The organism is Streptomyces mirabilis, from assembly GCF_039503195.1.
GTDB classification, from domain to species: Bacteria; Actinomycetota; Actinomycetes; order Streptomycetales; family Streptomycetaceae; genus Streptomyces; species Streptomyces mirabilis_D.
Map to the genome: position 1 here is coordinate 9,287,878 of NZ_JBCJKP010000001.1, position 19,282 is coordinate 9,307,159.

Below are 19,282 nucleotides of genomic sequence, written 5' to 3' on the forward strand. Positions count from 1 at the left end.
GGGGGATGGCACGCGAACGCGACCCCTGTTCGTGATCAAAGGCTTCGAGAAGCTTGATCATCAGGGGTCGCGTCTCTCGTTGCCGAACTGGACGAACCGGCCACGGCGGCGCGTACGCAGGCGATCAGCTCATCTCGCCGAATCAGAACGCATCAGCTCCGTCCCTCGACCGTTGCCATGCGGGTCGTCTGTAGGAAGATTGGCACAGTGCACACATGAGCCGTGGTGACGTCCTGCGGAACACGAGTACCACAGGATGGCGTTGAAGCAATGACGGTGAGGGGATCAGAGAGTCATGCACAGTTCTGGAGCGGGGGTCGACGGCGCGCGTGGGGTGCTCGCAGTGGACTCGACCGCCCCGGGCGCCGCACCGCGGGGACTCGACGCCTTCCGGCGCGGGTGGGAGACGCAGATCGGCGACGATGTCTTCCAACTGCCGGCCTTCAGCCCGGACACGATCGGTGACTTCCGGGTCAAGGGCAACGTGGCCAAGGTGCATGGCGCGGCGATCGCCGATCTTCACGCCGCGTCGGCAACCCGGACCGCGGACGCCCCCGGCGGCGATCAGGATCTGGTGGCCATGTACGTGGTGCAGCGCGGCGCATGGACTCTGGGCGGCCCGCCCGGTCGCGGCGAGCAGACCGTACCGGCCGGGCAGTTCCTCGTCCGGCACGTCGGGCGCCTGACGGCCTTCGAGACGACGGCGCACCTCAAGGCGAAGTTCTTGGTCCTGCCCCCCGGCGAGCTCAAACCCCTGCTCGGGAACCGGGTCATCACCGGGCCGGCGGACTCGGCCGAGATACGCCTGCTGACGGCCCTCACGGACATGATCCACACAACTGTGGCCGACCTAGGCCCAGCCGGTGTGGAAGCCACCCACGGCGCCCTGATCGAGCTGGCCAAGGCGGTGGCGAAGGGCCGGTTCGACGACGTGGAACCCCGGCTGGCTCCCGCTCTCACCCAGGCAGCCAAGGACCTCGCGGACCGCCGGCTCGCTGATCCCGAACTTTCTCCTGCGATGCTTGCACGTGAACTCAACGTCTCCGTCCGTACGCTGCACCGGGCATTCGCCGCGGTGGGCGGACAGGTGGCCACCTACATCCGCCACCGGCGACTGCAAGAGGCCCGGCTCGCCCTCACCGCGCCGTCAGGTCGCCTGAGTATCTCGGAGCTCGCCGCACACTGGCAGTTCGCGGACAGCAGCCACTTCACCCGGACCTTCAAGAAGCACTACGGTCAGACTCCCACCGAGTACGCCCGCTCGACCGGAGCAGCCTCGCCCTCGCCGAACAGGCACCTGCCGGGCCACGGGCCGGCCGAAAGCGCGTGACAAAGGTACGACCGCAGTTCAGCGGATGCCCCCAACTCGTGTCCCGAGCAGGGCAGGGCGGCGCTGTGGGCGTCCTGGGCATGTGACCGCGGCGGGACGTTGCCGATGAGGGCGCGGATCCGGGTGACCTCGCCGCCGGCGCCCGCGGGGCCCTCGGCCTTTAGGAACGCGGCGCTTCCCGGCGAACTGAGAGGTGATCCACCGCCCCGCGGCTCACCATGGGGTGGTGCTTGCTGGCCGCCTTCCGCTGGCCGACCGACGACGGACCGGCGTCAGCTCCCCCGCTTTCGCGTGTATGGGTCAGCCGTCCACACCGGCCTTGGACCCGTCGAGCTCGCAGGCCGCGTTGAGTTCGGCAAGCAGGATGCCGACAGCCGGTCGAGACTCCGACCAGCTGCCGGCGGTCCAGGCGTCGGGGGATGAGCGCGTTGCGGAAGCGCCGTGGGCGCTGATGAAGGCTCAGTCGAGCAGTTCGGCGGCCCGTTCGGCGATGGCGTAGACGGTCGCGTTGGTGTTGGCCGAGGGGATGGACGGCATCACCGAGGCATCGGCGACCCGCAGTCCGGCTATTCCGTGCACGCGAAGGTTCGCAGGGTCGACGACGGCATCGGCGTCGGTTCCCATGCGGCAGGTGCCGGTGAAGTGGAAGTAGGGGCCGGTGGCCTTGCGGATGAACTCGTCCACGGATTCGCCGCTCGTCCCGGAGCCCGGCACCGCTTCCTGCTTGCGCCAGTCGGCGAACGCCTCGGCCTCCCCGATGCGGCGTGCCAGGGCCAGGCCCTTGCGCATGATCTCCAGATCACGGTCGTCGCTCAGGTAGCCGGGGTCGACGACGGGAGCGCTGCCGGGATGGGCGTCCGCCAGGCGCACGGTGCCGCTGCTATGCGGAGCCATCGCGGAGAAAGCAATGGAGTAGCCGTTGGCCGGCGGCTGGCCCCATGCCGACGGGAGCGGTGCGGCGACGACGTAGACCTGAAGGTCCGGCCGCGCCGCGGCGGGGTCGCTGTACAGCAGACCCATCATTTCGGCCGGCGGGTTGGCAGGAACGAACGGGACGGGCTGGATGGCCTCGTACACCACGCCCGCCATCGGATGGTCCTGCAGATGGGAGCCCACTCCCGGCAGGTCGGCGACGACGTCGATACCGTGTTCCTCAAGGTGTTGTGCCGGGCCGATCCCTGACAGCATCAGGAGGTGTGCGGAACCGATGGCTCCCGCGGTCAGTATCACCTCGGCGCCATCGACGGACAGGTGCTCCCCACCGATGGTGTACTCGACGCCGGTGCAGCGGCCCGCGGTGGTGCGCAGCCGCTGCACGGTCGCGTCCGTGACGACGTCCAGGTTCGGCCGGTCGAGGAACGGACGGATGTAGGCGTCGGCCGCGCTCTGGCGGGCGCCGCCGGGCAGATTCATGTCACTCCATCCGAACCCGGTCTCCAGCCCGCTGCCGATGTCATCGGCGCATGCGAACCCAGCCTCCACCGCGGCGTCGACGCCCGCCGTGGCCAGGGGATGGGGTTCCGGGACCGGGGCGACCACGACCGGCCCGTCCGTGCCCCGCACGGAGGCATCACGGCTGCGCGTGCTCTCGCTGCGGCGGAAATAGGGCAGCAGATCGTCGAAACCCCACCCTGGAGCACCGAGGCCGGGCCATTCGTCGTAACCGGAGCGGTGCCCCCGCAGGTGGTAGAGGCCGTTGATGCTCGACGATCCGCCGAGCGCTTTGCCGCGCAGCACGTCAGCGACCCTGCCTGTACCGGCCTGCACGGTCGAGGCGCCCAGCCAGAGGGACGACGGGTCGAACCCCAGGAAGCCCCAAGGAGATGCCATCGTCTCGGTTGCGTCCCGGGCTCCGGCCTCCAGCAGCAACACCCGCACGCCGGGGCGTTCCGAAAGCCGGGAGGCAATCACGCATCCCGCTGTCCCCGCTCCCACCACGACATAGTCATAAGGACTCTTGCCCATCATGTCTCCGCTTTCCACGGCAGCCTTGTCCGACCACCGGATTTCAGGAAATCAGCTCCTCGACGATCAAGGAGCTGATTATGCTTATGTGCTAAAGGGGTCCAAAAGTGAGGAGGGCTGTCTTCGCGTCAGCCCTATGGGTCGCCCAGCCGCGTCCGCGCCCGGTGCGCAGAAGGCGTGGAACCGGCTGATCAGCAGCGAGCGGGCTCCAGCGGAGCACGGCTGTCCGGATGGACGCCCGTCACGCGCCCCTGCCGGTGCGGGCGTTGCCGGTGCTGACGGACACCGAGGTGACCCGGTGACCAACGATCACCTTGATCCGGCGGTCCTGGGCGCGCCCGACCCGCACACGGCCGATCACCCCGTTGCTGATGTACATGCCAGCGCCGGTACCTGATGACGGCCGCGCGGCCGGAATTCTCTTGGTTCACGAGTTTCTCGTCTTTGGTGGTGTACCCGTCCAGGAACAGCCCGGGTGTTCCCTCTGCCGTCGAAGCTTAGGAAAACCGACACAGCACGCACTTGAACCACCGCGACGTCCGTTCGGAACCTGAGCGCCATAAGACAACGTTGGGCACATGCTTCGAGGCCGAACCTGACGCCCCATCGGAACGATGCCAAGCAGGTGCCGCATCTCCGCCTCGGCCCCCTCGTCCGAGGGGCCGAGGCGACCGGCCTGTTCGTGATCAAAGGCTTCGAGAAGCAGGCGGTGTGCGCCTCCGCCACCAACCGGCGTGCCCGGGGACCGGGCCTGCACCACGTCCTCGACGGTCGCACCGGCCTCCCGACCAACGACATCCTCGCCACCTGGGTCGTCGCCGACGTGCCGGCGACCGCCCTGTTCTTCGCCGCACCCGATCAACTCGCCGCCATCCACCGCTTCGCCTACGTCCGCGTCGGATCGGACGGCCGTGTCGACGCGTCCCCCGACTTCGACGGCGAATTCTTCACCTGACCGACGGACCACACCCAACGGCGGCTCAGCAGTGCGTTCGGACAGGAAGTTTCATGATCAAAACGGCGAATAGAGCGCCACCGGCTGGTACGGGAGCATGCCGAATCACCTCACGGTCTCCCTCATGCTGACCGACGCCGTCATCACCGACGTCACCGTCACACCCCTCGCCAACGGGGCTTCATCTCACGCTGGTACCACAGCCAGGGCCTCCGCTCCGCCCATGACATGCGGAGCGCGGTGGCGGCTCTGACCACCGTCTGTCGAAGGTTCTGTATGCGCGAACAGATGGCTCCCCCTCACCGAAGGGTGAGGGGGAGACCAGCCTTTTCCGGCGGCTCACATACGCTGCTCAATCAGTTGCGCACCTTCACCCGTCTTGGCGCTGCCCGACTCCGTTGCTGCGCCGCGATCGTGGTGACATCAAGCCTCGGTAGGTGACAACTATCCCCGGTAGGCACAGTCGGCCACCCGGGCAGGTGTCAGCGGACCACGCTCAGCGACAGGGCGAAACGGCCCTCCCGGTCCGTCCACCAATGGGCCAGGTCGAGCCCGGCGGCGGCGAGTTCGCGACGTATCCCCTCCTCGCGGAACTTCGCCGAGATCTCGGTGCGCAGTTCCTCGCCGTCGGCGAATTCGACCGCGAGGTCGAGCGCGGGGATCTTCACCGTCTGGTCGGTCAGCGACCGCAGCCGCATCTCGATCCACTCGTGCTCGTCGTCCCAGAGGGCGACATGGGCGAACGCGTCGGGGTCGAAATCGGCGCCGAGCTCGCGGTTGACGACGTGCAGCACGTTCTTGTTGAACTCCGCCGTCACCCCCGCCGCGTCGTCGTACGCGGCGACCAGCACCGACTCGTCCTTGACGAGGTCCGTACCGAGCAGCAGCGTGTCGCCGGGGGAGAGCAGCGCCCGTACGGACGCCAGGAACGTCGCCCGCTCCTCGGGCAGCAGATTGCCGATGGTGCCGCCGAGGAACGCCACCAGCCGCGGCCCCGGTGTTCCCGGCAGCGCGAGGCCGCCCGTGAAGTCGGCGATCAACGCGTGCACGCCGAGCCCCGGATGCTCGGCGATCAGCGCCTGCCCGGCCTGGGTGAGGGCACTCTCGCTGACGTCGACCGGCACGTACGTGTGCAGCCCCGGCAGCGCGTCGAGCAGATGGCGGGTTTTCTCGGACGAACCGGACCCCAGCTCGACGAGGGTGCGCGCACCGGTCGTCGCGGCGATCTCGGGGGCCCGGGCGATGAGGATCTCGCGCTCCGCCCGGGTGGGGTAGTACTCGGGCAGTTCGGTGATCCGGTCGAACAGCTCACTGCCGTGGGCGTCGTAGAACCACTTCGGCGGCAGCGTCTTGGGGGTGTGGGTGAGGCCGTGCAGGACGTCGGCGCGCAGCGCGGCGTCCGTGGCGTCCTCGGGCAGGGTGCGGGTGAGAAGGAACGGGCTCACGTGCTGGGCTCCTTGGTGCGTGCGGATGCCAAGGGGTCGTGCGCGCCTTCCTGCGCGTGCGGGTCCTTGAGCGGGGTGAGCAGGACGTCGGTGCGGCTCGCCGCGAGCAGCGTGCGGTCCGGCACCTCCTGCCAGTGGGGGTCGTCGTCGTACGGCTCGGACGCCACGACGGTGCGGCGGCCGGGCTCGGCGAGGTACCAGAGGGTGTCGCCCCAGGCCGTCGCGGTGATCGTGTCGCCGTTGCTGAGAAGGAGGTTCAACCGGGACCCGGGGGCCGCCTCGGCGACCTCCAGAACGGTGTCGGCCAGCGCCTGGCCCTCGCTGTCACCGGCGCGCAGCCGGTGCAGGAGCAGCGCCCAGACGAACGCGGAGTCGCAGCGGGCCTCCAGGGACAGCAGTTCGGCCGGGGCAGGCTGGTCACCAGCGGGGCGAGGGAGCCCGGCCAGCCCCGTACGGCGCCGTTGTGGCTGAACAGCCAGCGGTCCGCGGCGAACGGCGCCGCCGCGGCCTCCCCGTCCGCCCCCGCCACGGTGGCGTCCCGTACGGCGCCGAGCAGGGCCGTGCTCCTGACGACCCGGGCCAGGTCCGCGAACGACTGGTCGCCCCAGATCGGCCCGGGACGCCGGTACCGCGCGGGCTCCGGATCCCCTTCGGCGTACCAACCCACTCCGAAGCCATCGGCGTTGACCGTCCCGTGCCGCTGTCGGCGCGGCGCCCACGATTGCCGGAACAGACTGTGCGGCGGTTCCACGAGGAGTCGCCCGAGCGGCTCCGGCGGTCCCAGGTAGGCCAGGTGACGGCACATCAGGCGTCCCCGTCGCGGGCCGTGCGGAATCCGGAGAAGATCTGCCGCCGGATCGGATAGTCCCAGTTGCGGAACGTCCCCCGGCAGGCCACCTGGTCCACGGCGAACGAACCGCCGCGCAGCACCTTGTACTCCGGGCCGAAGAACACCTCCGAGTACTCCTTGTACGGGAACGCCGCGAACCCGGGATAGGGATGCAGGTCGCTCGACGTCCACTCCCACACGTCACCGATCAACTGCCGTACGCCGAGCGGTGACGCCCCCGCCGGATAGCTGCCCGCCGGGGCCGGACGCAGATGGCGCTGGCCGAGATTGGCGTGCGCGGGGGTGGGGTCGGCGTCGCCCCACGGGTAGCGCGTGGAGCGGTCGGCCGCCGGGTCGTGGCGGGCCGCCTTCTCCCACTCGGCCTCGGTGGGCAGCCGGCGCCCCGCCCAGCGGGCGTACGCGTCGGCCTCGTACCAGCTGACGTGCAGCACGGGTTCGTCGGGCGGTACGACCTCGGTGACACCGAAGTGACGCCGCAGCCACTGTCCGCCCTCGCGGCGCCAGAACAGCGGCGCCTCGATGCCGTGCGAGCGGATGTGGGACCAGCCCTCCGGGCTCCACCAGCGTTCGGTGTCGTAGCCGCCGTCCTCGATGAAGGCCTGGTGGGCGGCGTTCGTCACCGGAGTGGTGTCGATGAAGTAGGGCGGGATCTCGCGTCGGTGGGCGGGGCGCTCGTTGTCCAGGGCCCACGGTTCGGTGGACGTGCCCATCGTGAACGGCCCGCCGGGGACCAGGGCTTCGGTGGGTCCCGTGAACGGTGGCGCGGGAGCGGGGCTCGGCGCCGTGAGGGCCGCGGGCCCCTTGCGGAGCTGATGGGTGATCAGCATGGTCTCGTCGTGCTGCTGTTCATGCTGCGCGATCATCCCGAACGCGAAGCCGGCCTCGGTCAGCGGCGTGCCCCGGAACGCGGTGCTCTCCAGGACGTCCAGCGCCCGTCCGCGTACCTCTGCGGCGTACCGACGGGCCTCGGCGGGCGGCAGCAGCGGCAGCGAGGGCCGCTCGGCGCGCGGATGCTCGAACGCGTCGTACAGCCCGTCTATCTCGGGCCGCATCGCGTCCCGCCCGGCGACCGCGCGCAGCAGCCACAGCTCCTCCTGGTTGCCGATGTGTGCCAGGTCCCAGACCAGTGGGGACATCAACGGCGAGTGCTGCGCGGTGAGTTCGGGCTCCTCCACGCAGGAGGTCAGGAGCGCCGTCCGGTCGCGGGCCGTGGTCAGCGCGTCGAGCGCGCGCTTGCGGAGCGACTCCGGATCCGTGGGTGAAGCGGGGGCGGTCATGTGCGGATGTCCTTCCCGTCGAGCTGACCGTGGGACCGGCCGTGGTGGCCCTCGGCCTGATCACGGTCCTGCTCGTCATCGGCCTGATCATGGGTCTGACCATGGAAGCGGCTGTGGAAGCGGTTCAGCAGATCGTCGGCGGGGCAGCGGCCCCGGGCCACATAGCGGTCCGTGAACTCCGCGACGGCCTCCCGCACCTCGGCGGTGGCGCCCAGGCGGGGCAACGCCTCGGCGGCGGCCGCGAAACAGATGACGGCGGCCTCACGCAACTCGGGGTCGGTCAGGCCGTACCGCGCGGCGTCGTTCCACAGCGGGTTGCACGGAGCGGGTCGTGCCTCGGCGCGTTCCGCGAGGGGTTTGACGGTCCGGTAGGCGACCTCCGCGGCCTCCGGGTCGTCGAACAGCGCCGCTGTCACCGCCAGCGGCACGATCCACCCGTCGTCGCCGGGCTGCGCGTCGATCATGCGCAGTTCCAGATGTCCGCGCGGGCGGACCGGCGGGAACAGCGTCGTCAGGTGGTAGTCGAGATCCGCCCGGTCGGGTGGTGTCTCGGACCTCGTCCACGCCCGGAAGGTCAGGCCCTCCGGTACCTCCCAGGGGCCGTCCGGCGCCCGGACGCACATCACCGGCGCGTCCAGGACGTGCCGGGCCCAGGCGGCGCGCGGATCGCCGCCCAGCGGGGGCGCGGCGGACCGTCCCGGGTCCATGGCCGCCCACAGGGACTGCCGCGTGGAGCGCCAGCCCGTGTACCGGCCACCGGCCACAGGCGAGTGCGCGAACGCGGCCACCAGGACCGCGCCCAGCTGGTGTGCCAGCCACCAGCGGCGCCCGTGCCCCAGGGGGCCGGGCTCCTCGTAGCCGGCGTCCAGGCACACCTGGACGGAGGCGGAGGAGCACATCATGGCCCGCCCCTCCGGACCCGCCCGGTCGAGGTACCGCTCCATGGCGTCGTAGCGCGGCTCACGGAGAAAGCGGCTCGGGGGGTTCCAGGGATCGTGGCCGTACCCGCTGAGGCCGAGATCCGCCTCGCGCAGTACCGCGCGTACCGCGTCGAGGTCGGCAGAGACGGACCCGATGCACTCCATCAGGGAGGCGGCGGGAAGGGAGCTCAGCTCCAGCTGTCCGCCGGGTTCGACGGTGAGCGCCGAACGCAGGGGCAGGGTCCGCAGTGCGGCGTACGCCGCTTGGAGTCGTTCGGGTGATGCCGGGAGCTGCGGCTGCCGCAGCTCGTGGACGAGCCATTCCACTTCGACACCGAGGGTACGAGGCGGTCCGGTCTTGAAGCAGATGCCTCGGACCAGCGCCTCCACCTCGGCCTCGGTGACGGCGGAGCGGCGCTCCGTACAGTCACTCACCGAATCGGACATGTCGGGATCCTCCTGAGATTCCACCATGCCGCCGGCCCGACGTCTGTGGTGCCGGACCGGCATCGCTCGTCCCACCCAAGACCCTCTTGGCGGTTCGCACAAGGGTGCACATCATCGCTCGCGGGTTCCGGAGGCGCTGTTTGCCGGGCCGCGAGGCGCTGTTTACGAGGCTGGGAAATTCCGTTGCGCCGTAGGACCAGCATCGCTCACGATGCGTTCATGGGCACGACGGGGGAATCGGCCGGGGTATCCGCCCGGGTAATGCCGGGGGGAGCGACGGGGGAGATCGCGAGGGGCGTCCTCGTGGCGCGTACGGGGGTCGCGCCATGAGTGCGCGCCTGCGCGCCCTCGCGCAGCAGACGCAGGAGATCGTCGCGGCGGGCGGGTACCGCGCGTCCGACGGACGCGCGGTGTCGATCGCCGCGTCCGTCGAGGCCGCGGAGGCGGGAACGCGCGTGTACGGTCCCGGACCGGTCGGGGCACCGGCCGCCGGCCCCGCGAGCGCACCGCGCGCGAGCACGCTGTTCGAGGTGACGGGCGAGAGCAGTCTGGAGGCCGCCCGACGGCTCGTGAGCGAGGAAGCGGGGCGCTCGGCCGACCCGGTGGCCGTACTGGACTTCGCCTCGGCGCGCAACCCGGGCGGCGGCTTCCTGAACGGCGCGCAGGCCCAGGAGGAGGCCCTGTGCCGGGCCTCCGCGCTGTACTCGTGCCTGCTGCGGGCCCGGGAGTTCTACGACCACCACCGCGCCCACCGCGATCCGTTCTACACGGACCGTGTCATCCACTCACCCGCCGTGCCGGTCTTCCGCGACGACCGCGGAGGTCTGCTCGACGAGCCGTACGCGGTCGGATTCCTGACCGCCGCGGCCCCCAACGCCGGAGTCGTCCTGCGCACGGCCCCGGAGCGCGCGCCCGAACTCGGACCCGCCCTCGCCGTGCGCGCCGAGCGCGTCCTGGAGACCGCGGCGGCCCACGGCTACCGCCGGCTGGTGCTGGGCGCGTGGGGCTGCGGCGTCTTCCGGAACGATCCGGCGCAGGTGGCGGGCGCGTTCCACGACCTGCTGGTCGAAGGCCGCTTCGAGGGTGCTTTCGACCATGTCGTGTTCGGCGTCCTGGACCGCACGAGGGATCAGGCGACGCGAGGGTCCTTCGAGCAGGCGTTCGCCCACGTACGAGCCCTCAACGCCAGCCGTACCGTTCCTGCAAGCGGCGTACGACCGAATTGAACCGCATCCGATCCAGCGCACAGGCCTCCCGGCGCATCCCGTCCTCGTGCAGCCGCAGCACCCGGTCCACATCCACCCACGAGTCCCGCCCCGACCGGTCCCAGGGCCCGCTCCCGATCGGCACCCACTCCCGGTCCCCGTCGTGCCGCTTGCTCGACAACTGGACGGCGAGCAGCGTGCCGGCGTCCTCGCGGGCGACGACGAGTACGGGACGGTCCTTGCCCCGCCCGTCGTTCTCCTCGAACGGCACCCATGTCCAGACGATCTCGCCGGGATCGGGGTCGCCGTCGTGCGCGGGCGCGTACTGCGTCCGCACCCGGCCCACCTCGCGGGGTTCGGCCTCGGTGGTCGCGGAAGGGCCGTAACGGCCGGGAACGTCTTCGGCGGTGTCATCGGTAAAGGCAGTCACGCGGCTCACGTTAGAGCCTGCCCCGTCCAACCCGCCGAGCGGGTGGCCGAGATGGTGGACTACCAGGTCCGGGCCGCGTGTTGGAGGCGGTCGCGGACCCGTACGACGTCCGGGTTGGCGTCGGAGCCGGGCCGCTGGACGAGGAAGAGGGTGTTGAGGGGCGGTTCGACCGGCTCGTGGAGCAGCGCGAGGCGTCCGTCGGCGAGGTGTTCCTCGCACAGGGAGCGGGGCAGCACGCTGTAGCCGGCACCCGCGGTGAGCGCCGAGACGACGGCGTACAGGTTGGGCACGGTGACCGCGGCCCGGGCCGCGAGCCGTTTGCCGAAGACGGTGCGCCAGTACCGGCGCACGATGGGCAGATCCTCGGCGTAGGTGACCAGGGGGACGTCCCGGACCGCGGTGCAGAGGTCCTCGGCCGACGGGTGCTCCTCGACGTGCCGCGCCCAGCTCGGAGCGGCGACCAGGAGGTACTCCTCGGCCGCCAGCGGCAGTGCCGCGAGGCGCCCGCGCGGCCGCCTGGTCGCGATCAGCAGGTCGTGGTGGCCCGCGCGCAGATCGTCGGAGGGCCGAACCGCCCACGCAGAGCGGGCGACGAGGGAGTGGAACACCCTCGTCGCCCCGCCGGGATCAGGCCCCGGCGTTCTCCTTCGGCATCACGCCGTGCCGTCCCCCTCCACCGGCACCTTCTCCGTGCGCGGCGGCACGGCCCCGTTGAGCCCGGCGGCGCCGTTGCTCCCCGTACCGTTGCCGGCCGTCCCGTCCTGGTTCATCGACGAGAGCAGCTGACGGGCGAGGCCGAGTCCCGTGCCGCCCATGGTGAGCGCCTTGGCGAACAGGTCCGACATACCGTCGGCGCCGTTGAGCAGCACCATGTGGTCGACGTTCCCGAACGCGCTGGCGCCCGCCTGGACGATCTCCGGCCAGTTCTCGGCGAGCTGCTGGGCGACCACCGCCTCCTGGTTCTCGGCGAGGGCCGCGGCCCTCGCCTTGATGGTCTCCGCCTCCGCGAGACCCTGCGCCCGAGTCGCCTCGGCCGCCGCGAGACCCTTGGCCTGAGCCGCCGCGGCCTCGGCCTCACCCGTGGCCCTGGTCGCCGTCGCGGCGGCCGCACCCCGGGCCTTCGTCGCCTCGGCCTCCGCGTTGGCGGCCGTCTTGACCCGGTTCGCCTCCGCCGCGGCCGCGAGCTCGGTCTCCTTGGCCTTGGCCTCGGCCGCCGAGATACGCGCGTCACGCTCGGCCTCGGCACGGGCCCGCGTCTCGTACGCCTGGGCGTCCGCCGGCTTGCGGACGTCCGCCTGGAGCTGCTGCTCACGACGGAGGGCGTCGAGCTCGGCGATCCGGGTCTCCTGCACGACGACGTCCTGCCGGGCCGCGGCGTCCGCGAGCGGTCCTGCCTGCCGCGCCTTCGCCGCCGCCTTGTCGCGCTCGGCCTGGTAGCCGGCCTGGAGGATCTCGCTGTCCCGGGTCGCCTCCGACATCCGGGCCGCGGCCTTCTGTTCGGCCTCGGTGGCGAGACGATTCGCCTCCGCCTGCGCGATGCGCGCGTCCCGCTGTACGGCGGCGGCGTGCGGCATCGCGAGGTTCTTGATGTACCCGGTCGGGTCCTCGATCTCGTGGATCTGCAGCGAGTCGACGATCAGACCGAGCTTCTCCATCTCCGTACCGCACGCGGCCCGGGTCTGGCCGGTCAGCTTCTCCCGGTCGCGGATCATGTCCTCGACGGTCAACCCGCCGACGATGGACCGCAGATGACCGGCGAACACGTTGTGCACCCGCTCCGACATCATCTTCTGCTGGTCGAGGAAACGACGCCCCGCGTTGGCGATCGACACGAAGTCGTCGCCCACCTTGAAGATGACCACGCCCCGCACCTTCAGCGGAATGCCCTGGGTGGTCACGCAGTCCACGTGCAGCTCGGTCTCGTTGAGGTCGAGCGAGATCTTCCGTACCGCCTGCACACCCGGCAGGACCAGCGTGCCGCGCCCCGTCACGATGCGGAATCCCATGCCCTCTTCAAGGCCTTCGGTCCGATGCTTCGAACCGGAGATGATCAGTGCTTCGTTGGGCTCCGCGACACGCCACATGAGCTTGAAGACCACAACGATGAAGATCAGTGCGAGGACAACCGCCCCCGCTACGACGCCGACAACCATCGGCATACGCCCCCTTTGGATGGTGCCCTATCGGCACCGAACGAAGGGAGTGTGCTCCTGTGCAAGACCGCGGTACAGACGCTGGCGGATCCTTGTTGCAATCTTGACGCACACCGCTCTCACCTGGGGCGGAGCGTGCACAGACGAGCCGTCAACTGTCGTACGCGGCCGATACGTACACCGTGCGCGGCGGCAGGTACTCGACCACCATCACCACCGTGCCGCGCTCGATCCGCTCCTTCGAGGCTGCCGGGTACGCGAGAAAATGCTCGGCGCCGCCGCGGACCCGGACGATCACCTCACCGACGAGCCCGGGTCCGACCGTGCCGGTGACCCGCCCCATCAACCCGACCATCGACGCATCGTCCATGGGCCCAGCGTACGGCCGGAATCCCCTGGTCAGTGCCTTCGCGGCGAACTCGCTCACCGGCACGAGCCCCGAACCCGCCCACCGGCACGTGCGGTCAACTCGTCTACACCGCGGGGGAGTCCGCGGGCGCCCCGTGCGGCGGCCAGTGTTCGTGCCAGCGCTGGTCGGCCTCCAACTGGGCGGCAAGGGAGACGAGCAGCGGTTCGCTGTTCGCCGGACCGAGGAGCTGGGCGCCGACCGGCAGGCCGCCGTCGACGAACCCCGCGGGGACGTTCACCCCCGGCCAGCCCAGGATGTTCCACGGCCAGGCGTAGGGGCAGGCGGCGATCATGGCCCGGTCGGTGCCGAAGCCGTTCAGGTTCATCATCGAACCGATGCGCGGCGGGGGAGCGGCCGTGGTCGGCGCGAGCAGGACGTCGTACGTGTCGAAGAGCGCGCCGATCCGTCGGTGCAGGGTCGCTTCGGCGCGCCTGGCCACGCGCAGGGGCGCGCCGCCGAGCAGTCGGCCGAGCCGGGCCGCGCCCAGGGTCCGCCGGTCGAGGAGGTGCGGGTGCGGCAGGTCGCGCACCCGCTCGGCGATCCCGGCCGTCGCGCGCGGAACGAAGGTGAGCCCGATCTGCCCGTACCGCGGCTCGGCCTCCTCCACCGTGTGGCCGAGCGCCGCGAGCCGCTCCGCGAGCGCGACCACCCGCGCCCGTACGACGGGGTCCAGGCGCGCGGGCAGCGCCGTGAACGGCGGCTTCAGCGACAGCGCGATCCGCAGCCGGCCCGGCTCGCGGCCCGCCGCCTCGGACACCCGCAGCGCGGGCGGGCGGTGCAGATCGCCGTCGTGGTTGCCGCTCGCCGCGTCCAGGAGCAGGGCCGCGTCCGCGACCGTACGGGCGAGGGTGCCGTTGACCGTGATGCCCTGGAAGGACTCCGCGCGCGGCCAGGTCGAGATCCGGCCGCGCTGCGGCTTGATGCCGATGAGGTGGGTCCAGGAGGCCGGGATGCGGACCGAGCCCGCGCCGTCCGAGCCCAGCGCCGCCGGGACAAGGCCCGCCGCGACCGCCGCCGCCGAGCCGCCGGACGAGCCGCCCGGAGTGTGCTCGGCGTGCCAGGGGTTGCGGGTGGCGCCGAAGGCGGGCCCCTCGGTGAACGGCCACTGGCCGAGCTCGCAGGTGTTGGTCTTGCCGATGACGATCGCGCCGGCCGCGCGCAGCCGCCGTACCGCCTCCCCGTCCTCGGCCTCGGGCGGGAACACACCCCGGCAGCCGAACGCGGTCGGCTCGCCCGCCACGTCCATGTCGTCCTTCACCGCCACCGGTACCCCGAGCAGCGGCCTGCGCACTCCGGCGGCGAGTTCCCTGTCCGCCGCGTCGGCCTCGGCGAGCGCCGCTTCGGCGCGCACCACCCGGAAGGCGTTCAGGGAGTGCTGCGTCGCCTCGATACGGGCCAGCGCACGCTCGACCAGCTCGCGTGCGCTCACCTCCCCGTGGGCGAGGGCGCGCGCACACTCCGCCAGACCTGCGGCACGGTCGTGAGTCATACGTGACCACCTCCGGAGCACGTCGTCTACCGCACGGTAACCGCACCATGGGCCATCCCGCACGAGATGCGGAAGTTCCCTCGCGGAAGCGGGTGTTCCGGCATGTCGGGCCCACGAGGTTCCCCCGGCGCGAAGGAATGCCCGGGGTTTCTGCAAGGATGCGGGACGTCATGGTGCAGATACCGAAGCAGCCCGTCCCGCCGACGCCCGCACAACGCCCCGTGCCGACGAGTGCCGATGTGGCGCGCCTGGCGGGCGTCTCCCGGGCCACCGTCTCGTACGTACTGAACAACACCAGCGCCGTCCGGATCAGCGAGCCCACCCGCCGCCGCGTCCACGAGGCGGCCAAGGAACTCGGGTACGTTCCGCACGCCGCCGCCCGTTCCCTGCGCGCCGGACACAGCCGTATGGTCCTGATGCCCACGCCGAGCGTGCCCGTGGGACCGCTCTACAGCCAGTTCCTCAACGAACTTCAGTGGGCGCTGGGCCGTCTGGATTACACGGTCGTGCAGTACGGCAGTGTCGGCCTGCACGGCGACGAGGCCGCCCGCGCCTGGGCGGAGCTGCGGCCGGTCGCCGTGCTGGTGCCCGGCAGCGACCTCGGCCCGCAGGGTGTGGCCGTCCTCAAGCGCTCCGGCGCCCGGGCCGTCGTCACGCTCGGCCCCGAGCGCGTCGAGGGCGCCCACGCGCTGCTCATGGACCACGACAAGGTCGGCCACGGCGCGGGCGTCCACCTGCTGGCCCGCGGTCGCCGCCGGATCGGCGTCGTGGTGCCCGAGGAACCCGGCCTGGAGATCTTCTCCAAGTCCCGGCTCGACGGCGTACGCCGGTCCCTGACCGGCACCGACGCCACGGCGACCGCGCTGCCGCTCGCGTACGAGGAGGGGGCCGCCGCCCGGCTGGCGGCGCGCTGGCGCTCGCTCGGCCTGGACGCCGTGTTCGCCTACAACGACGAGTACGCCATGCTGCTGATGCGCGCCCTCCAGGAGGAGGGCGTCGGCATCCCGGACGAGACGGCCGTCATCGGCGCCGACGACCTCATGCTCGGGCGACTGCTGCGGCCCCGCCTCAGCACCGTCCACATCGAACTGCCGTCCGGGCGCGACCTCGCGGAACTGGTCGACCGGGTGGTGCGCGAACCGGGCGCGGCGCCCGAGAGCCACGAGGTACTGGGCGCGCGGGTGGTGCACCGCGACTCGACCTGAGAGAGGCTGTAGCTGGTCCCCGGCCGCATCCGACCCGTTCGGACCGGATGTGGCCCGATCAGGTACGGGAGGCGCGCCATGCGGACCACGGTCGGCATCATCGGCGGTGGCCCCGCCGGGCTCCTGCTGGCCCGGCTGCTGCACCGCGCGGGCATCGACTGCGCCGTGCTGGAGAGCAGGTCGCGCGTCTACGTCGAGCACCGCCAGCGCGCCGGGATGCTGGAGCAGGGCTCGGTCGACGCCCTGCGCGCGTGCGGAGCCGCCGACCGGCTGGACGCCGAGGGCCTGGTCCACCACGGCATCGAGCTGCGCTTCGACCGCGAGCGCCATCACATCGACTTTCCCGCCCTCACCGGTGGCCGTACCGTCACGATCTATGCCCAGACGGAGATCGTGCGAGATCTGATCTCCCTCCAACTCGCCGCCGGGCCACCGCTGTTGTTCGAGGCCGAGGCCCTCGCGGTCGAGCGCCCGGAGAGCGACGCGCCGGTCGTGCGCTTTGTGCACGAGGGTCGTGAACAGGCCCTGAGCTGTGCCTACGTGGTGGGCTGCGACGGCTACCACGGCATCTCCCGGAACGCCTTTCCCGCCGACGGGAGCCGCACGTACGCGCACGACTACCCGTACTCCTGGCTCGGGATCCTCGCCGATGTGCCGCCCTCGGGCGAGGAGTTGATCTACGCGCGCGGTGTCGGCGGCTTCGCTCTGCACAGCATGCGCTCGCCGACCGTGTCCCGGCTGTACTTCCAGGTCCCGAACGGTACCGACGTCGCCGACTGGCCCGACGAGCGCATCTGGGACGAACTCGCCGCGCGCTTCGCGGTCGACGGCGACTGGCGCCTGGGGCGCGGACCCATCACCTCCAAGTCGGTCACCTCGATGCGGAGTTACGTCCACGAGCCGATGAGTCACGGCCGGCTCTTCCTCGCGGGGGACGCCGCGCACATCGTGCCGCCGACCGGGGCCAAGGGGCTCAACCTCGCCGTCTCCGACGTACGGGTGCTGGCCCGCGGGCTCATCGAGTCGCATCGCACGGGATCGACCCAACTTCTCGACCAGTACTCGGACTTGTGTCTCGAGCGGGTATGGCAGGCCACCCGCTTCTCGTACGACATGACTAGAATGTTGCACGCTCAACCAAATGGGGATGTCTTCGACCACCGGATCCAGCTCGCCCGGCTGCGCCGGATCACGACATCCCGCCACGCGGCCGCCGAACTGGCCGCGAACTACACGGGACTGCCGCTGGGACCGTGAGTCCCGGTGGTCAACAGTGAACGATCGGAGAGCCGACATGCCGCTGCTCGACCCCAAGACCTGGCAGCCCCGCACCCTGGCGGGCGGTGAGTACGCCGTCACCGAACCCGCCACCGGAGAGACGCTGGCCACGGTCACGCTCGCCGCCGCCGAGGACATCGGCACGGCCGCGCGGGACGCCCGTGCCGCCCAGGCGGAGTGGGCGAAGGCACCGCACTTCGTGCGCGCCGCCGTACTGCGCAGGGCCGGCGACCTGTTCGCCGCCCACGCCGACGAGCTGCGCGACTGGATCGTGCGCGAGTCCGGCTCGATCCCGGGCAAGGCCGACTTCGAACTGCACGTCGCGGCCCAGGAGTGCTACGAGGCCGCCGCCCTCGCCTCCCGCCCCAGCGGCCAGATCCTTCCCTCCGAGGCACCGCGTCTGTCCTACACCCGACGCGTCCCGGTCGGTGTGGTGGGCGTGATCTCCCCCTTCAACGCCCCGCTGATCCTCTCGATCCGCTCGGTGGCCCCGGCACTCGCGCTCGGCAACGCCGTCGTCCTGAAGCCGGACCCGCGCACCGCCGTCTGCGGCGGACTCGCGCTCGCCGCCGTCTTCGCCGAGGCGGGGCTCCCGGAGGGTCTGCTGCACGTTCTGCCCGGCGGTCCGGAGGCGGGCCAGGCGCTGGTCGCCGACCCGAACGTGCCGGTGATCTCCTTCACCGGATCGACCGCCGCCGGCCGCGCGGTGGGCGAGGCGGCGGGCCGCCTCCTCAAGCGCGCCCACCTGGAGTTGGGCGGCAACTCGGCGCTGATCGTCCTTGAGGACGCCGACATCGACGCGGTGATCTCCACGGCCGCGTGGGGCTCGTTCTTCCACCAGGGCCAGATCTGCATGACGACGGGCCGTCACCTCGTCCACGCCTCCCTCTACGAGGAGTACGTCGAGCGGCTCGCCGCCAAGGCCGACTCGCTCGCCGTCGGCGACCCGCACCGTGAGCAGGTGCACCTCGGGCCCATCATCGACAGCGCCCAACTCGCCAAGGTCCAGGGGCTGGTGGAGTCCAGCACGGCGCGCGGCGCGAAGCTCGCGGCCGGTGGCACGCATGAGAGGCTCTTCTACCGTCCGACGGTCCTCGCGGGAGTCGACGACGCGACGCCCGCGTACGCCGAGGAGGTCTTCGGCCCGGTGGCGCCCGTACGATCGTTCGCGGACGCCGACGAGGCCGCGGCCCTCGCCGCCGCCGGACCCTACGGCCTCTCACTGGGCATCGTCACCCGGGACACCGCGCGCGGCCTGGACCTGGCCGAGCGCATCCCGACCGGGATCGCCCACATCAACGACCAGACCGTCAACGACGAGGCCGTGGCCCCCTTCGGCGGGATCGCCGCCTCCGGCACCGGTGCCCGCTTCGGCGGTGAGGCCAACCTGGAGGCCTTCACCGACGTACGCTGGACGACGGTGCGCGGAGATGTGGCGCCGTACCCGTTCTGACGGAAGGGTGGTGCGGGACTTGCCCGCCCGCGGCCCGCTGGACCTGTTCGCCCTGCGGCCCGGTGGACCTACTCGCCCTGCGGAGCCTGCTTGGCCTGCTGCTCCGCGATGGACTTGCGGACCTCGTCCATGTCCAGCTTCCGGGCCTGTCCGATGACGTCCGTCAGGGCGGCCTCGGGCAGTGCCCCGGGCTGGGCGAAGATCGCGACCTGGTCGCGGACGATCATCAGCGTCGGGATCGACTGGATGTCGAAGGCGGCGGCCAGCTCGGGCTGCGCCTCCGTGTCGACCTTCGCGAACACCAGGTCCGGGTTGGCCTCCGCGGCCTTCTCGTAGACCGGGGCGAACTGACGGCACGGCCCGCACCAGGAGGCCCAGAAGTCGATCAGGACGAACTCGTTGTCCGTGACCGTCTGGTCGAAGTTCTCCTTGGTCAGCTCCATCGTGCTGCTCATGGCGTGACTACCTCTT

Annotated in this window: 17 protein-coding genes and 1 pseudogene; 6 read left to right on the forward strand and 12 right to left on the reverse strand. The window is 71.3% G+C overall.

Annotated elements, in window-relative coordinates; all coding sequences use genetic code 11:
- Window positions 1–295: 295 nt before the first annotated feature.
- Window positions 296–1,330 (forward strand): helix-turn-helix domain-containing protein, encoded by a 1,035-nt coding sequence (locus AAFF41_RS42115; RefSeq protein WP_343325705.1) that lies wholly within the window; start codon window positions 296–298, stop codon window positions 1,328–1,330.
- 459 nt (window positions 1,331–1,789) lie between these two features.
- Here the strand turns inward: AAFF41_RS42115 and AAFF41_RS42120 are convergent, their stop codons facing one another.
- Both AAFF41_RS42120 and AAFF41_RS42125 read right to left on the reverse strand, forming a co-directional pair.
- The gene (locus AAFF41_RS42120; RefSeq protein WP_319749244.1) at window positions 1,790–3,295 is read right to left on the reverse strand and encodes a GMC family oxidoreductase; all 1,506 of its coding nucleotides are present in this window, start codon (window positions 3,293–3,295) and stop codon (window positions 1,790–1,792) included.
- A gap of 241 nt (window positions 3,296–3,536) precedes the next feature.
- The gene (locus AAFF41_RS42125) at window positions 3,537–3,674 is read right to left on the reverse strand and encodes a hypothetical protein (RefSeq protein ID WP_319749117.1); all 138 of its coding nucleotides are present in this window, start codon (window positions 3,672–3,674) and stop codon (window positions 3,537–3,539) included.
- 246 nt (window positions 3,675–3,920) lie between these two features.
- Between AAFF41_RS42125 and AAFF41_RS42130 the strand changes: the two genes are divergently transcribed.
- Window positions 3,921–4,250: a hypothetical protein gene (locus AAFF41_RS42130; RefSeq protein WP_343325706.1), complete on the forward strand. Its 330-nt coding sequence runs from the start codon at window positions 3,921–3,923 to the stop codon at window positions 4,248–4,250.
- Between the two features lie 482 nt (window positions 4,251–4,732).
- On the opposite strand, the gene egtD is transcribed toward AAFF41_RS42130, so the two are convergent.
- The 4 genes and pseudogenes from egtD to egtA form a co-directional block, all read right to left on the reverse strand.
- Window positions 4,733–5,695: an L-histidine N(alpha)-methyltransferase gene (egtD, locus tag AAFF41_RS42135; protein ID WP_319749115.1), complete on the reverse strand. Its 963-nt coding sequence runs from the start codon at window positions 5,693–5,695 to the stop codon at window positions 4,733–4,735.
- Window positions 5,692–6,500, reverse strand: a pseudogene (gene egtC, locus AAFF41_RS42140) (ergothioneine biosynthesis protein EgtC). Before egtC ends, egtD begins: the two are co-directional and overlap by 4 nt.
- Entirely contained in the window at window positions 6,500–7,822 is a 1,323-nt protein-coding gene (gene egtB, locus AAFF41_RS42145) for an ergothioneine biosynthesis protein EgtB (RefSeq protein WP_343325707.1), read from the reverse strand. The pseudogene egtC and the gene egtB overlap by 1 nt, the downstream one beginning before the upstream one ends.
- A complete protein-coding gene (egtA, locus tag AAFF41_RS42150; protein WP_319749112.1) occupies window positions 7,819–9,189 on the reverse strand; it encodes an ergothioneine biosynthesis glutamate--cysteine ligase EgtA in 1,371 nt (456 codons plus the stop codon). Before egtA ends, egtB begins: the two co-directional genes overlap by 4 nt.
- Window positions 9,190–9,515: 326 nt before the next feature.
- Here egtA and AAFF41_RS42155 point away from each other — a divergent pair, with 326 nt between their 5' ends.
- The gene (locus tag AAFF41_RS42155) at window positions 9,516–10,415 is read left to right on the forward strand and encodes a TIGR02452 family protein (protein WP_319749111.1); all 900 of its coding nucleotides are present in this window, start codon (window positions 9,516–9,518) and stop codon (window positions 10,413–10,415) included.
- On the opposite strand, the gene AAFF41_RS42160 is transcribed toward AAFF41_RS42155, so the two are convergent.
- From AAFF41_RS42160 to AAFF41_RS42180, 5 genes are all read right to left on the reverse strand, one after another.
- Complete coding sequence (locus AAFF41_RS42160) at window positions 10,369–10,824, reverse strand: type II toxin-antitoxin system PemK/MazF family toxin (RefSeq protein ID WP_054231629.1); 456 nt, start codon at window positions 10,822–10,824, stop codon at window positions 10,369–10,371. The genes AAFF41_RS42155 and AAFF41_RS42160 overlap by 47 nt on opposite strands.
- A gap of 59 nt (window positions 10,825–10,883) precedes the next feature.
- On the reverse strand, window positions 10,884–11,432 hold the full coding sequence (locus AAFF41_RS42165) for a substrate-binding domain-containing protein (RefSeq protein WP_343325708.1): 549 nt from the start codon (window positions 11,430–11,432) through the stop codon (window positions 10,884–10,886).
- A gap of 45 nt (window positions 11,433–11,477) precedes the next feature.
- On the reverse strand, window positions 11,478–12,983 hold the full coding sequence (locus tag AAFF41_RS42170; RefSeq protein ID WP_319749110.1) for a flotillin family protein: 1,506 nt from the start codon (window positions 12,981–12,983) through the stop codon (window positions 11,478–11,480).
- A gap of 145 nt (window positions 12,984–13,128) precedes the next feature.
- Complete coding sequence (locus tag AAFF41_RS42175) at window positions 13,129–13,347, reverse strand: hypothetical protein (protein ID WP_060900915.1); 219 nt, start codon at window positions 13,345–13,347, stop codon at window positions 13,129–13,131.
- Between the two features lie 103 nt (window positions 13,348–13,450).
- Window positions 13,451–14,875, reverse strand: a complete 1,425-nt coding sequence (locus tag AAFF41_RS42180; protein ID WP_319749109.1) for an amidase — start codon at window positions 14,873–14,875, stop codon at window positions 13,451–13,453.
- Between the two features lie 170 nt (window positions 14,876–15,045).
- Here AAFF41_RS42180 and AAFF41_RS42185 point away from each other — a divergent pair, with 170 nt between their 5' ends.
- From AAFF41_RS42185 to AAFF41_RS42195, 3 genes are all read left to right on the forward strand, one after another.
- On the forward strand, window positions 15,046–16,080 hold the full coding sequence (locus tag AAFF41_RS42185) for a LacI family DNA-binding transcriptional regulator (RefSeq protein WP_319749108.1): 1,035 nt from the start codon (window positions 15,046–15,048) through the stop codon (window positions 16,078–16,080).
- A gap of 78 nt (window positions 16,081–16,158) precedes the next feature.
- Entirely contained in the window at window positions 16,159–17,337 is a 1,179-nt protein-coding gene (locus AAFF41_RS42190; protein ID WP_343325709.1) for a 4-hydroxybenzoate 3-monooxygenase, read from the forward strand.
- A gap of 37 nt (window positions 17,338–17,374) precedes the next feature.
- Window positions 17,375–18,811 (forward strand): aldehyde dehydrogenase family protein, encoded by a 1,437-nt coding sequence (locus AAFF41_RS42195; protein WP_343326442.1) that lies wholly within the window; start codon window positions 17,375–17,377, stop codon window positions 18,809–18,811.
- Window positions 18,812–18,879: 68 nt separating this feature from the next.
- On the opposite strand, the gene trxA is transcribed toward AAFF41_RS42195, so the two are convergent.
- Window positions 18,880–19,266: a thioredoxin gene (gene trxA, locus AAFF41_RS42200; protein ID WP_054231635.1), complete on the reverse strand. Its 387-nt coding sequence runs from the start codon at window positions 19,264–19,266 to the stop codon at window positions 18,880–18,882.
- Window positions 19,267–19,282 lie beyond the last annotated feature (16 nt).